This is a genomic window from Bacillus sp. XT-2, assembly GCF_025696525.1.
Classification (GTDB): Bacteria; Bacillota; Bacilli; order Bacillales; family Bacillaceae; genus Bacillus; species Bacillus halotolerans.
In genome coordinates this window covers 335096-348934 of record NZ_JAHVOC010000001.1, presented here as the reverse complement: position 1 = coordinate 348934, position 13839 = coordinate 335096, and the positions used below count along the sequence as shown (strand labels likewise).

13 protein-coding genes are annotated in these 13839 nt (G+C 44.2%); 2 read left to right on the top strand and 11 right to left on the bottom strand.

Annotation, left to right across the window (positions count from 1 at the left end; all coding sequences use genetic code 11):
• Nucleotides 1-6 precede the first annotated feature (6 nt).
• The 8 genes from dtd to KXD37_RS01780 all read right to left on the bottom strand — a co-directional run bounded on the left by dtd (nt 7) and on the right by KXD37_RS01780 (nt 9392).
• Nucleotides 7-447: a D-aminoacyl-tRNA deacylase gene (dtd, locus tag KXD37_RS01815; RefSeq protein WP_106022203.1), complete on the bottom strand. Its 441-nt coding sequence runs from the start codon at nt 445-447 to the stop codon at nt 7-9.
• Nucleotides 448-459: 12 nt separating this feature from the next.
• Nucleotides 460-2664, bottom strand: coding sequence for a GTP diphosphokinase (gene relA, locus KXD37_RS01810; RefSeq protein WP_010335122.1), 2205 nt, complete (start codon nt 2662-2664; stop codon nt 460-462).
• 167 nt (nt 2665-2831) lie between these two features.
• Nucleotides 2832-3344, bottom strand: a complete 513-nt coding sequence (locus KXD37_RS01805) for an adenine phosphoribosyltransferase (protein ID WP_010335123.1) — start codon at nt 3342-3344, stop codon at nt 2832-2834.
• Nucleotides 3345-3349: 5 nt separating this feature from the next.
• Complete coding sequence (gene recJ / locus KXD37_RS01800) at nt 3350-5710, bottom strand: single-stranded-DNA-specific exonuclease RecJ (protein ID WP_127696703.1); 2361 nt, start codon at nt 5708-5710, stop codon at nt 3350-3352.
• Between the two features lie 66 nt (nt 5711-5776).
• Complete coding sequence (locus KXD37_RS01795) at nt 5777-6112, bottom strand: lipopolysaccharide assembly LapA domain-containing protein (RefSeq protein WP_024122318.1); 336 nt, start codon at nt 6110-6112, stop codon at nt 5777-5779.
• A 75-nt stretch (nt 6113-6187) separates the two neighbouring features.
• On the bottom strand, nt 6188-6685 hold the full coding sequence (locus KXD37_RS01790) for a cation:proton antiporter regulatory subunit (protein ID WP_024122319.1): 498 nt from the start codon (nt 6683-6685) through the stop codon (nt 6188-6190).
• 159 nt (nt 6686-6844) lie between these two features.
• Nucleotides 6845-9058, bottom strand: coding sequence for a protein translocase subunit SecDF (gene secDF / locus KXD37_RS01785; protein ID WP_024122320.1), 2214 nt, complete (start codon nt 9056-9058; stop codon nt 6845-6847).
• A 37-nt stretch (nt 9059-9095) separates the two neighbouring features.
• Nucleotides 9096-9392, bottom strand: coding sequence for a post-transcriptional regulator (locus KXD37_RS01780; RefSeq protein WP_024122321.1), 297 nt, complete (start codon nt 9390-9392; stop codon nt 9096-9098).
• Nucleotides 9393-9507: 115 nt separating this feature from the next.
• Between KXD37_RS01780 and spoVB the strand changes: the two genes are divergently transcribed.
• Nucleotides 9508-11064, top strand: coding sequence for a stage V sporulation protein B (gene spoVB, locus KXD37_RS01775; RefSeq protein ID WP_024122322.1), 1557 nt, complete (start codon nt 9508-9510; stop codon nt 11062-11064).
• Nucleotides 11065-11067: 3 nt separating this feature from the next.
• On the opposite strand, the gene KXD37_RS01770 is transcribed toward spoVB, so the two are convergent.
• On the bottom strand, nt 11068-11724 hold the full coding sequence (locus KXD37_RS01770) for a DUF421 domain-containing protein (RefSeq protein WP_095714303.1): 657 nt from the start codon (nt 11722-11724) through the stop codon (nt 11068-11070).
• 196 nt (nt 11725-11920) lie between these two features.
• On the opposite strand from KXD37_RS01770, the gene KXD37_RS01765 reads away from it, so the two are divergent.
• Nucleotides 11921-12307: a TIGR04086 family membrane protein gene (locus KXD37_RS01765; protein WP_024122324.1), complete on the top strand. Its 387-nt coding sequence runs from the start codon at nt 11921-11923 to the stop codon at nt 12305-12307.
• 59 nt (nt 12308-12366) lie between these two features.
• Here the strand turns inward: KXD37_RS01765 and yajC are convergent, their stop codons facing one another.
• Both yajC and tgt read right to left on the bottom strand, forming a co-directional pair.
• Nucleotides 12367-12633: a preprotein translocase subunit YajC gene (gene yajC / locus KXD37_RS01760; protein WP_024122325.1), complete on the bottom strand. Its 267-nt coding sequence runs from the start codon at nt 12631-12633 to the stop codon at nt 12367-12369.
• A gap of 47 nt (nt 12634-12680) precedes the next feature.
• Nucleotides 12681-13826 carry a tRNA guanosine(34) transglycosylase Tgt gene (gene tgt, locus KXD37_RS01755; protein WP_024122326.1) on the bottom strand — a complete coding sequence of 382 codons (1146 nt, stop codon included), beginning with the start codon at nt 13824-13826 and terminating at the stop codon, nt 12681-12683.
• Nucleotides 13827-13839 lie beyond the last annotated feature (13 nt).

Sequence of the window (13839 nt, the reverse complement as noted above, 5' to 3'; positions counted from 1 at the left end):
AGCTTTTTATTTTGAATCCATAATCAATGTGACCGGTCCGGAGTTTGTGAGCTTTACATCCATCATGGCGCCGAATTTACCGGTTTCTACTTTGATTCCTTTTTCACGAAGCAGGTCATTCCATTTTTCATAAAGCCCCAAAGCCTTATCAGGTTTTGCGGCGTTCATGTAGTTCGGGCGCCGTCCTTTTCTCGTATCTCCGTAAAGCGTAAACTGTGAAACAGACAAAATCTCTCCGCCTGTGTCTAGAAGCGACAAATTCATTTTTCCATCACTGTCATCGAAAATGCGAAGATTCACCACTTTATCCGCTAAGTAAGCGGCGTCCTCTTCTGTATCATCGTGAGTGATGCCGACCAGGACCATAATGCCTTGTCCAATTTGGCCGATCACATCTCCATCAACGGTTACGCTTGCTTCTGTTACTCGCTGAACGACTAATTTCATTTTCTGACTCCTTTAATTCATGACGCGGCGCACAGAATATATATCCCTTATTTGCTTAATGCGCTCGACGACTTTATGCAGATGATTGATGTTCTGGATAAAAATAGCCATATGAATGGTTGCCACTTTGTTGCGATCCGATTTGCCAGAGACAGAAGAAATATTTGTTTTCGTTTCATTCACTGCCTGAAGCACCTCGTTAAGCAATCCGCGGCGGTCATACCCAAGAATCTCGATCTCAACATTGTATTCCTTGCGTTTTTGCACCTGTGACTCATGTTCCCACTCTACGGGGATCAGCCGCTCCTGCGCTTCATTCGTTTTGACATTCGGGCAGTCGTCGCGATGGACGGAAACCCCTCTGCCTTTTGTAATGAAACCGACAATATGGTCACCAGGCACAGGATTACAGCATTTCGATAAACGCACAAGGAGATTGTCGATCCCCTTGACGCGAACGCCAGCTTCCCGCTTTCTTCCTTGCGGATACGGTTTAGGCTCCGCAGTGACATCCTGAACAATTTTTTCTTGTTCTTCCTGATCGCGCTGTTTTCTTTCTTTTTCCGTCAGCCGGTTCGCCACCTGCAGGGCTGTGATGCCATTGTAGCCGACCGCTGCGTACATGTCTTCTTCATTTGAGAAATTAAATTTATCTGCAACTTTTTGGATGTTCTCCGGTGTCAGGACGTCCTTCACTTCAAAGTCCAGATTTTTAATTTCTTTTTCAACCAATTCACGGCCTTTTTCGACATTTTCTTCGCGCCGCTGCTTCTTAAAGAATTGACGGATCTTATGCTTCGCCTGTGAGGTTTGAGCAAGCTTCACCCAATCCTGACTCGGACCATAGGAATGCTTGGAGGTGAGAATTTCAACGATATCACCTGTCCGGAGCTTATGGTCAAGGGTCACCATTTTTCCGTTGACCTTCGCACCGATTGTTTTATTGCCGATTTCAGAGTGAATCCGGTAAGAGAAATCAATCGGGACAGAACCGGACGGAAGCTCGATGACATCTCCTTTTGGCGTAAAGACGTACACCATATCCGAGAACAAATCGATTTTGAGCGATTCCATAAATTCTTCGGCATCTGTTGATTCATTTTGGAATTCCAAAATTTCGCGGAACCATGAAAGCTTTTTCTCAAATGTTGCGCTTTCACTCGCTGCTTTTCCTTCTTTATAAGCCCAGTGAGCCGCAACCCCATATTCCGCGATTTCATGCATTTCAAAGGTGCGGATCTGCACTTCCAGCGGGTCGCCTTTAGGCCCTATAACTGTTGTATGAAGCGATTGATACATGTTCGGCTTCGGCATTGCGATATAATCTTTGAACCTGCCGGGCATCGGCTTCCAGCAGGTATGAATAATGCCGAGCACCGCGTAGCAGTCCTTTATACTGTTCACGAGAATCCGGACAGCAAGCAGATCATAAATTTCATTGAATTGCTTATTTTGCAGCACCATTTTTCTATAGATACTGTAAATATGTTTCGGCCGGCCTGAGAAGTCAGCCTTGATATTGACTTCTTCGACACGTTTTTTCACCTCATTGACAACCTCGTCGACATAAAGCTCGCGTTCTGCGCGTTTTTTCTTCATGAGGTTGACAATTCTGTAATATTGCTGAGGATTCAAATAACGGAGCGCCGTATCTTCCAGTTCCCATTTAATCTTTGAAATCCCGAGGCGATGAGCCAAAGGAGCAAAAATTTCCAGCGTTTCATTAGAAATTCTACGCTGTTTTTCTTGGGGAAGATGTTTCAGCGTCCGCATATTGTGAAGACGATCCGCCAGCTTGATCAGTATGACCCGGATATCTTGAGCCATAGCGACAAACATTTTGCGATGATTTTCCGCCTGCTGTTCCTCTTGAGATTTATATTTAATTTTACCGAGCTTCGTTACACCGTCCACAAGCATTGCTACTTCCTCGGAGAATGCTTCCTTCAGGTCATCAAGCGTCACATCAGTATCCTCCACTACATCATGCAGAAATCCGCCCGCGATTGTGGATGGATCCATTTCAAGATCAACGAGAATTCCCGCAACCTGAATCGGATGAATGATGTAAGGCTCACCTGATTTGCGGTATTGCTCGCGATGAGCATCTTCAGCGTACAGGTATGCTTTTTCGACAAATGCGATATGCTCATCGGATAGATAACTGCGCGCTTTATCAATAACTTGCTCGGCAGTCAATACTTGTTCGTTCGCCATGGAATCACCTTTTTTAAAATGTAAACTGTATTGTAGTTTATTATCAAGAAAAAAACGATAGATGTAAAGAGCAGAAGTTCAAATCACCAAATAATATATCAAATAAATGCAAAACAATAGGAAAAAAGCACCCTGTATCGAGTGCTTTTTCCTTTATGAGGTTATCTTTAGTATTTCATTAATGTTAAGATGTCATAATTATCAAGTTTATTTCTACCATCAAGGTAAGAAAGCTCGATTAAGAAAGCGATACCAGCTACAATGCCGCCAAGCTCCTCAACAAGTTTGATTGTTGCTTCAATTGTGCCGCCTGTTGCAAGCAGGTCATCTGTAATAAGCACACGCTGGCCTGGTAAAATCGCATCTTTGTGGATCGTTAATACGTCTTTGCCATACTCCAAACCGTAATCCACTTTGATGACCTCGCGCGGCAATTTGCCTTCTTTGCGCACCGGTGCAAATCCGACGCCAAGCGCGTAGGCAACCGGACAGCCGATAATAAAGCCGCGCGCCTCTGGGCCGACAACCAAATCAATTTGTTTTTCTTTCGCATATTCCACAATTTGATCTGTTGCATAGCGATAGACATCGCCTTTATCCATCAGTGTCGTAATATCTTTAAATTGCACGCCCTCTTTCGGGTAATCGGGTACAATTGTTACGTATTGTTTTAAATCCATCTGTTTTATGTCCTCCTCGTACTTTCATAAGCCTCTGAATCTTGTTTCATCAGCTTATTCAGCCATTCCTTCAGCTCTTCAGCCGCAGAATAATTCAGCTTTTGATCCAGCTCCATCAGCTGCTGTTTTGCTTGATATGTTTGCGAGTCTGTTAAATCGCGTTTTTTCGCTCCGCTTATTACAGACAGCACACCATTCTCTATTTTAACAAAACCGAGATCAAAAAACACCTTTGTCATGAAATTGATTGTTTCAACGGACCAGCCTTTATGCCTCGCAAGCTCTGAGCCGTGTTTATTCAAGTCAAAAGTGCCTCTTTTCAGCAAGAATGCATAATACCATTTAAAGTGGTCTCTTGCCGGAAAAGATGATAAAAAGTGTTCCTCATGATTGAGAAAGATGAAGTAAATCCGCTCAGGCGCTTTGCCTTCCAGCAAACGTGCGAGCATGTCCAGCGAAGGCGGAGAATCCAGTAATACAATATATGCATTGTCAAGTTCACATGCCTTCGCTTGGTCTTCAGAACTGATAACGTGCACGTCATGGCGAAAATCTTCAGACTGAAGAAGCACTTTGGTTTCTTCTTTGAAGGAGACAATGACTCGTTTATCAGACGGAAGGGCGGAAACCGGATCTTTCCACGTGCGTTTTCCTCTTAAGTCAAACAGCTGCCATTCAGCAACAGCCGCATCCTTGATCATCAGCTGCGGTTTTTTTCTGTTATTCCATTCGTTGATCGACATTTCACCAACAATCGAAATTTTTGAACCGGGCACAATATTTTCCTCAAGCTCGCCTTTATTGAAACCGACGCAGTCAAGCTGGAAGGAATCGTTTCTAATCGTCATTTTGACATGATTTTTATTCGCCCCGATTTTGCGGACATCTTCCAGCACTGCGTTTTCTACCATCACATGCGGTTTCGGGTTCAGCATGCCGAAGGGGGAAAGCAGATTCATCTCTGTGATGCTTTCAACCGTAATGTCCTCCACGCTGCATACGAGGTCTACTTCCTGTACAGGAATAAAATCTTCTTCTGTAAGCGTATTGTCAGCTATCTCATTCAGCCTGTTCCGCAATTCCGGCACATCTTCGGCATTCAGCGTCATGCCAGCCGCCATTGGATGGCCTCCAAAGTGCGGAAGAATATCTCTGCATTCAGAAAGGCTTTCAAACAAATTAAATCCCCTGATGCTTCGTGCCGAACCTTTGGCGATCCCTTTTTCTTCATCAATTCCAAGGACAATGGCCGGGCGGTAAAAACGGTCTACAAGCTTTGAAGCAACAATTCCGACGACTCCGGGATTCCATCCTGCTTTTGCCACGACAATCGCAGTTTGATTAAGCCCTTCTTGTTCAACCATTTCAATCGCTTCATCCGTCATTTTGCTGACCATCTTTTGCCGTTCTTTATTAAGCTGATCGATTTCAGCGGCAAGCTCTTCCGCTTCAAACGGGTCCTCTGACATCAGCAAATGAACAGCAGGATCGGCCTGTTCAATTCTTCCGACTGCGTTCAGTCTCGGTGCGAGCTGAAATCCGACGGTTTCTTCGTTCGCTTCTCCGATTTCTCCGCCTGAGAGCTTAATCAGTTCTTTTAAGCCAAGCCGGTTCGTCCGCCGGAGCTTTTCGAGACCTAATGTTGCAATTAATCTGTTTTCATCATGCAACGGAACTAGATCGGCAATGGTGCCGATTGCCGCCAGGTCAAGAAGTTCATCTGGCAATTCGCCCAATAATGCGTGGGCAAGCTTAAACGCCACGCCCACTCCTGCAAGCTCCTTAAAAGGATAGGTGCAGCCAGGCTGCTTCGGGTGAACGATCGCATGGACATCCGGAAGCTCCGGTCCAGGCTCATGGTGGTCGGTAATGATGACATCTAAGCCAAGTTCCTTTGCTACCTTCGCTTCATGGACAGCGGCAATCCCCGTATCAACCGTAATAATGAGTGAGAAGCCTCGTTCTTTAATCGAGCGAAATGCCTGTTCATTAGGGCCGTAGCCTTCTTTAAACCGGTCAGGTATATAAAAATCAACTTGCGCCGACAGCTTTTGCAAAGTGTGCAGCATCACTGAAGTACTGGTAACTCCATCGGCGTCATAATCGCCATATATCATAATCTGTTCTTGTTGTGAAATCGCCTGTTTTATTCGTTCTACCGCTTCTTTCATCCCCTTCATCTCATAGGGATCATAGAATTCGGTATCCTTTGTATGTAAAAACAGCCTCGCGTTTTCTGCCGTATCAAAGCCTCTTTTTACAAGCAGCGACGCAACAAGAGGTGTTATGTCCAATTGTTCTGTGAGTGATTTGACCTTTTCCTGATCTGGTCGCTGGATTTCCCATCGCATTTTTGACGCTAACATAAATTCACCCCTCAACCACCCTATTATACTAGAGCATGCTGAGGGGTTTCAAATATAATTCGAAAACTAGTCTTTTTTCTCAATAATGGCGGATGCATCCTGTGTGTCGGCTTGAACATCATTCAAATGAGCATCCTCTTGGTTATGTATCACATCCTGTGCGGTTTTGGTTTCTTTCCGCAACGCTTTTATTTCTCTCTTTAATTTCATGACTTGAAAAATTCCGGCAGAAAAAACGATCAGCGCCCCCATCAGTACTGAACCTAAAATGACTAGAATAAGCGGCCACTCTGATCTGCCAAACAGGTAATCAACTTCTACGGATCTTACATTAATGACTGCGAAAACAGCGACAAGCAACGTAAAAATAAGTGCAAATATAATCGTCCATTGTTTGTTCATTCGATTACCCCCAAACTTCACTTATTGAGGTTAGTTTCCCTATTCACATTGGTTTTAAACATGGCTTGACGCGAGTCAAGCCCCCAGTGCGGTTAATTTTTCACGGATCAGCCTCTTCAGTCCGTCTCTCTCTCCAGAGATGACGAGTGTATCTCCTTCTTCTATCACTGTTTCAGACCCTGGATTCAATTGCTTTTTCTGATTCTTCTTTAATATAGCGATGACTGTCGCTTGATATTCCTGCCGCACGTCCAAATCACCGATTGTCTTGTGAACGGCTGGTGCTCCTGCTTCTGCTTTAAACCATTCTATGATCAAATCGTCAAGAGCCACTTCCACGGTTTCTAACGCTTTCGGTTTATATGCCATCCCGCCCAGAATCGCAGAAATCTGTCTCGCTTCCGCATCATCAAACTGTACGGATGTCACACATTCTTCATGATCATTTTCGTCAAAATAATACAGCTCTCTTCTGCCGTCGTCATGAATGATAATTGATATTTTATCTTGGTTTCTGGTGACAATCTCAACTTTTTGCCCGATACCCGGCAGCTCCGACTCGCGAACCTTCATACCCAAACCCTCCCACATAAATGAAAACCTGTCACAAATCCTCTTCACACCATTTATATGTTTAATTGTAAGCGTATGTCATTATAGCAAATGTCTATTTTAAGATCAATCAAACGCCAAAAAATCAGGCTGCCCATAATGGACAGCCTGACAGCTACTCTATTGTTCCGTACCTTTTTTTAATTCTTTCCCTTTCCAAACAAGCCAAATTTGCGCGGCAATGTAGAGGGATGAATAAACACCTGTTAACAGCCCAACCAATAGAGCGATTGAGAAGTTTGTAATAGAAGATGCCCCAAAGATCAGCAGTGTTATGACAACAATCACTACAGTTAATACAGTATTAATGGATCTTGTAAAGGTTTGCTGCAAGCTTAGATTTACGATATGGCTCAAATCGGCAAACGTTTTCGGCTTGCGCTTTTTCATATGCTCGCGAACCCTGTCAAATGTAACGATTGTATCATTAATCGAATAACCGACAATCGTCAGGACGGCCGCAATAAAGGTAACATCTACCTCCAGCCTTGTAATGCTGAAAAATGTGACGATAAAGAAAGCATCATAAAGCAGTGAAACAATCGCAGCAATCGCCATTTTGTACTCGAATCGGATGGAAACGTAAATAATGATTCCGATTGAAGCAATGGCTACTGCGTACAATGCATTTCTCGCCAGTTCTTTACCAACAGTAGGTGACACCGTGCTGACATTCGGCTCGGATCCGTACTTGTCTTTAAAGTAATCTTTCACTTTTGCAATGGTTTCTTTATCAGGCACTCCTACAAAGCGGGCAACACCAATATTGCTCTTTTCGCCTGACAAGACAACCGTGTCAGGTTCCATGCCAAGTGATGCAAAGTCCTTCTCCACCTGCTCTGTCGTGAGCTTATGGTCACTTTGCACTTCAATCCGTGCGCCGCTCGCAAAGTCAATGCCCAGATTCAGTTTAAATACAAGCAGAATAATAATCCCGGCAACGGTAACTGCACTTGAGAAAATAAAGAAAAAGTTTCGCTTGCTCGTAAAATCCCATTTTTGGAACGGCGTATACGGTTCTGTATTTTCATCTGTGTCCTGGATGTCCACAATATGTTTCTTTTTGACGCCAAACCAGCCTTTTTTCCGGTCTAACCATCTGCTTTCCACAAGAAGCGAGAGCAGAAATCTTGATAAGAAGACTGCGGTAATAAAGCTTGTCAGAATCGACAGAATCAGCATTGTCGCAAACCCTTTAACAGAGCTTGTCCCAAAGACAAAGAGCACAACCGCTGCAATAATGGTTGTAATATTCGCGTCAAAAATCGTCGCAAATGACCGTCTGTTTCCTGAGCGGAAGGCAGAACGGACGGATTTTCCTAGCTTAAGCTCTTCCTTAATCCGCTCATAGGTGATGATGTTGGCATCTACAGCCATCCCGACCCCTAAAATGAGTGCGGCTATTCCCGGAAGAGTGAGAACAGCGTTCATCCAGTCAAAAATCTGGAGCGTAATGTATACATAAACTGATAGCGTAATCACCGCAATCAATCCTGGCAGGCGGTAATAGAAAAGCATGAATAGGAAAATAATAGCTATTCCGACAATACCTGCAAACACCGTATCATGCAGCGCCTGCTGTCCAAATTGTGCGCCTACTGATGTTGAGTATTTTTCAGTCAGTTTAACAGGCAGCGCCCCGGCATTTAAAATGCTGGCTAAATCTTTCGCTTCCTGGACTTTAAAATGCCCTTCAATTGTAACGTCTTTTGTGTTTAATTCCTGGCTTACATTCGGAGCAGAAACATACTTAGGGTGCTCTTTTTGAACTTCTTTCTTAAAAGAGTCTCCTTTTTCGTAATCCATCCAAATGACAAGCTGGTTGTTTGGCGCCATTTTCATGACCTTTTTCGTCACTTCACCGAATTTATCAGCGTCTTTCAGTTTAATACTGACAATCGGTTCATTTGTTTTGGCGTCGTATGTTTGTTTTGCCCCGTTTTCAACGAGATCAGAACCGTTCAGCAATTCTTTGTCATTTGTATCTCTGAAAGAAAGCTGAGCCTCAGTCGCCAAAATTTCCCGCGCTCTGTTTTGGTTTGTCACACCAGCTAGCTGAACACGAATCCGGTTATTTCCTTCAATTTGGATGTTCGGTTCACTGACACCGAGGACATTCGCCCTGCGGTTCAAAGCCTCTACTGTGCTGACCAGAACGTCTTTTGTGATTTTGTCACCTTTTTTTACGGGCTGTACGTCATACAGCACCTCAAATCCGCCTTGCAAATCCAATCCTAACGTAATATTGTTTGCAGCAGGCTTTGTAAAGTAGCCCAGCCCCGTGCCAATCAATAGAACGAAAAGGAAAAACGCAATCAAGCGTCCTTTTTTCATTATGTATATCCTCCCTTAAACCTATGCAGATCAACTGCTACCTCAGTAGTTCTTCCAATGCTTCCTGACCTTCTTCACTGCCCAGCCAATTAGACGTTTTAAATGACTCAACAGTTGCATAGTTCATAAATTCTCCAATTTTCACTGATAAAATATCCCTTGTCAGTTCATAGATATGCAGCTCCGATTTCTTTTTCCACTTCTTGTTTTTTAAGTATGACCACAAGCTTTCGAGTTCAACATCATCATATCCCAGAATCTTAAACTCTTCCAGTTTGCTGTAAAGAAACGGCCTTACGTGGTCTTTATACAGATCGGCTGGATGCTTATCCACGAATTCCACGCTCCTTTTTTATTGTTTTTCAAGAAGACTTGTCATGCTTGGACGATATATACGCATATCTTTATTGTATATGATTCCAGGTAGTTTGAGAAGGCAGGGGGTAAAAATGGCGAAACAGACGTTTTTAAAGGGCACTCTTATCCTTATCGCAGCAGGGATGGTCACAAGAATGCTCGGCTTTGTCAACCGGGTGGTCATCGCCCGATTTATCGGTGAAGAAGGGGTCGGGCTCTATATGATGGCGGCTCCTACCTTTTTCTTAGCCACTACATTAACTCAATTCGGTCTTCCCGTCGCGATCAGTAAGCTTGTCGCTGAAGCCAGCGCACGCGGAGATCATCAAAAAACGAAAAATATTTTAGTCATGTCTCTTACCATCACTGGGATTCTCAGCCTGATTTTCACACCGCTGTTTTTATTTTTCGCCCCGGTAATGGCGGAAACCATGCTGACAGATCAGAGGACGCTGTACCCCCTCTTGGCCATTACTCCGGTCGTGCCGATTATCGCCATATCCAGTGTGCTGAGAGGGTATTTTCAAGGAAAACAAAACATGAACCCGCTTGCCGTTTCACAAGTCCTGGAACAGGTCGTCCGCATTTCTCTCGTGGCTGTATGTACGACGATTTTTCTCCCTTACGGAATTGAATATGCCGCAGCGGGAGCCATGCTTTCTTCAGTTGCAGGAGAGCTGGCGTCACTTGTTTATTTATTCATTTGTTTCAAATTCAAAAAGACAATGAAAATCAGAAAACATTTTTTTCAATCGATTAAAAATGGAAAAGAAACTTTTTCTCAATTAATGAGCGTCTCACTTCCTACAACCGGCAGCCGTTTTATCGGCAACCTGTCTTGGTTTTTTGAACCCATTGTTGTCGCGCAAAGCCTTGCAATTGCCGGAGTGGCGACAGTTGCGGCTACAAAGCAATACGGGGAACTGACCGGCTTTGCCATGACGCTGCTGACTCTGCCCAGCTTTATTACATATTCTTTGTCGACCGCGCTTGTTCCTGCGATAAGTGAAGGAATGGAACAGAAAAAACTTCAGGTGGTTGAATACCGATTGGAGCAGGCCATGCGGCTGTGCCTGCTTAGTGGGGGCATTTCAGTAGTGATTTTATATGTGTTTGCGGATGAGCTGATGAGCGTGATGTATGGGTCCTCAGGTGCAGCCGTGTTTATAAAAGTCATGGCTCCGTTTTTTCTGCTTTATTATTTCCAGGGTCCGCTTCAGGCTGTGCTGCAGGCGCTCAATTTAGCAGGAGCTGCAATGATGAACAGCTTGATCGGAGCCCTTGTAAAAACAGGCCTTATTTTCGTCCTTGCCACGAGACCGTCTCTCGGCATCATGGGTGCTGCATTAGCGATTGTAACGGGCATGGTGCTCGTCACCCTTTTGCATGCAGCGACAGTGAGCAAAGTGCTGCCGATCAGCATCAAAATAAAAGAGTACGTGCTCTGCTTTGCGGTTATTTTTATATGCGGGTTCCTCAGCTCTGCTGTCAAACAATATGTGCGGTTCGGAGAGTCGGAGGCTGTGAATGTTGCCGGATGGATTGCGATAAGCGCTGTTTTCTATATCATCTTGCTGCTCGTTTTCCGTTTAATCAAAAAAGATGAGCTTCGCCGCATCCCTATTATCGGACGCCTGATCGTCCGATGAAAATCAGGTGCGGCGCCCATCTTTTTCATCAATAAAAAATTCGCCGTCAGTAAACGAACAAAATGATATAGCTGAAGGATTCGTATATCCCTGTTTCAATAAATTCTCCTCAAGCCACTGGTTATCTTTGCCGATCCGAGCCAGGTTCTCAGTTTGAATGTCACCGTCAATGATAAGCGGCATCTCCAGCTGTCTATGTTCATCATTGTTTTGTTTTTTTACGACAGTCAGTTTGCCTGACGGCTCTAATATAGCAAATGATACATCAGCCACTCTGTCGATATTATTTTCTCTTAGCTGAACCATCAAATCATCAAAATTATAACGCTGTGATTTCATGGCGTTTTCGTCAATTTTTCCGTATTTAATGATAATGGTGGGCTTGCCGTCAAGAAGCTGACGTACGTTCCGGTTTTTTAAGGATATGTATGCAAACGTCACTTGGATCATCATTAGCACAAGCATTGGCAAAATGGTATGAAACAGATGGTCCTCTACGTTTTCTATGGCCAGGACAGCAATTTCTGCCATCATGATAAAGACAACGAGATCTAATATACTAAGCTCTCCGATCTCCCGCTTGCCCATGAAACGAAAAATAATCAGGATCACAAAATATAATACGACTGTGCGAAACGTTATAGTAAGAAGCTCTTCCATCATGCACCTCCAACTCATCATAGCATGCAACAAAACATACGATTTATGTAAGAAAAAGTGATCGTATTTCATAAAGCTTTTACGTCTAATTCACGGAACGAGGGAATACATTTTTACAAAGACGAGCCATCAGCATGTCTGAGGCTTTGTTTAAAAAGAACAGAAGCCTTTATAGATAGGCAGGGAGGAGAAATTAATGGAGGAAACGAAACAAGTTGGAAAAGGCATACTCTACGGCTTAATCGCTATTTTTTCAGCCATGCTCCTAACGAGTTTAGCCGTTTCGCTTTTACTGACAGCAACCTCGCTTGAAGAATCATCATTCAACTGGCTGATCACCGCCGTATCATTTCTTTCTTTATTTATCGGCGGATTCATATCTGGCGGGAAAGGGAAGGAAAGAGGATGGCTGATTGGGGCATTGACTGCTTTAAGCTTTTCCTTGATTATTTTACTGTTTCAATATCTGGGATTCGGAAAAACATTTACAGCAGAACAGCTGCTCTTCCATCTTGGCTTTTTAGGCGTATGTATGCTTGGCGGCATTTTCGGAGTGAATTTGAGAGGAAGCAGATCTTCCTAATAAAAAAAGAGCGGGGGTTACCCGCTCTTTTTTTGTTTGCTATGTATGAACTCCTGCTGTTATTCAGCAGCAGAAGTTTCTCTGATCGCGCGGCGGTCGAAAGTAAGACGTGTGTTATCACCAGTCTTAATGACGACTTTGCTTTCGTCGATAGAGTCAACTGTACCGTGCAATCCACCGATTGTCACGACTGAATCGCCTTTTTTCAGTTCCTCCTGCATTCGACGCACAGCTTTTTGCTGCTTCTGCTGCGGACGGATCAGCAAGAAATAAAGAACCGCAAACATTAAAATAATAGGAACTAATGTACCTAAAGTACCTGTCATCTTTTTCCCCCCTTTCTGAAACAAACTTGCCATTATGGCTTTTTATATTAGAAGCTTTTCGCATTTGGCTTGTTATAGCCGTAACGCTCAAAGAACTCTTCTCTGAAATCACCCAGACGATCCTCGCGAATAGCCTGTCTTACCTGCTCCATTAAGTGTAACAGAAAATGAAGGTTATGGTAAGTTGTTAATCGGAGTCCAAACGTTTCATTGCAGCGAATCAAGTGTCTGATATACGCCCGTGTGTAATTTTTACATGTGTAGCAATCACACTCTTCATCAATCGGACGGAAGTCTCTCTCAAATTTTGCGTTTTTCATATTGAGCCGTCCTTCAGCAGTAAACACCGTGCCGTTCCGTGCAATACGGGTAGGCAGCACACAGTCAAACATGTCTACTCCGCGGATCGCTCCGTCAATCAGAGCATCCGGAGAACCGACTCCCATCAGATACCTCGGCTTATCCTTCGGTAAAAGCGGTGTCGTAAATTCAAGCACCCGGTTCATAACGTCTTTCGGTTCACCAACGGACAATCCACCTATAGCATATCCCGGAAAATCAAGGGAAATCAAGTCTTTCGCGCTTTGTGTACGCAAATCTTCGTATTCTCCCCCCTGAACAATACCAAACAGGCCTTGCTCGTCCTGCCGGGCATGGGCATTCAGGCAGCGTTCAGCCCAGCGGCTTGTCCGCTCAACTGACCGTTTCATGTAATCGTATTCTGCCGGATATGGCGGGCATTCGTCAAATGCCATCATAATATCAGAGCCGAGTGCGTTTTGGATCTCCATCGCTTTTTCCGGAGATAAAAACAGCTTATCTCCATTTAAGTGATTGCGGAAGTGAACGCCCTCTTCCTCTATATTACGAAACTTGCTTAATGAAAAGACCTGAAAACCGCCGGAATCTGTTAAAATTGCGCGGTCCCAGTTCATAAATTTATGGAGTCCGCCCGCTTCTTTTACAATATCCTGTCCCGGGCGAAGCCATAGGTGATATGTGTTGCTTAATATGATGCCCGCGTCCATTGCCTTCAGCTCTTCAGGCGCCATTGTTTTAACTGTCGCCAGTGTGCCGACCGGCATAAAAACAGGCGTTTCAAAGGAGCCGTGGGGAGTATGCACTCTGCCCAGGCGCGCCCCTGTTTGTTTGCATTCTTTTATAAATTCATAGCGTATTGGTTGTTCAGCCACTTTTTATGAGGCC

What these genes read in the sequence shown, in the direction of transcription:
- secDF (WP_024122320.1), bottom strand. Translation starts at nt 9,058, where the DNA reads ATGAAAAAAGGACGCTTGATTGCGTTTTTCCTTTTCGTTCTATTGATT.
- KXD37_RS01765 (WP_024122324.1), top strand. Translation starts at nt 11,921, where the DNA reads ATGGAGGAAACGAAACAAGTTGGAAAAGGCATACTCTACGGCTTAATC.
- spoVB (WP_024122322.1), top strand. Translation starts at nt 9,508, where the DNA reads ATGGCGAAACAGACGTTTTTAAAGGGCACTCTTATCCTTATCGCAGCA.
- dtd (WP_106022203.1), bottom strand. Translation starts at nt 447, where the DNA reads ATGAAATTAGTCGTTCAGCGAGTAACAGAAGCAAGCGTAACCGTTGAT.
- yajC (WP_024122325.1), bottom strand. Translation starts at nt 12,633, where the DNA reads ATGACAGGTACTTTAGGTACATTAGTTCCTATTATTTTAATGTTTGCG.
- KXD37_RS01790 (WP_024122319.1), bottom strand. Translation starts at nt 6,685, where the DNA reads ATGAAGGTTCGCGAGTCGGAGCTGCCGGGTATCGGGCAAAAAGTTGAG.
- KXD37_RS01770 (WP_095714303.1), bottom strand. Translation starts at nt 11,724, where the DNA reads ATGGAAGAGCTTCTTACTATAACGTTTCGCACAGTCGTATTATATTTT.
- KXD37_RS01805 (WP_010335123.1), bottom strand. Translation starts at nt 3,344, where the DNA reads ATGGATTTAAAACAATACGTAACAATTGTACCCGATTACCCGAAAGAG.
- relA (WP_010335122.1), bottom strand. Translation starts at nt 2,664, where the DNA reads ATGGCGAACGAACAAGTATTGACTGCCGAGCAAGTTATTGATAAAGCG.
- recJ (WP_127696703.1), bottom strand. Translation starts at nt 5,710, where the DNA reads ATGTTAGCGTCAAAAATGCGATGGGAAATCCAGCGACCAGATCAGGAA.
- KXD37_RS01795 (WP_024122318.1), bottom strand. Translation starts at nt 6,112, where the DNA reads ATGAACAAACAATGGACGATTATATTTGCACTTATTTTTACGTTGCTT.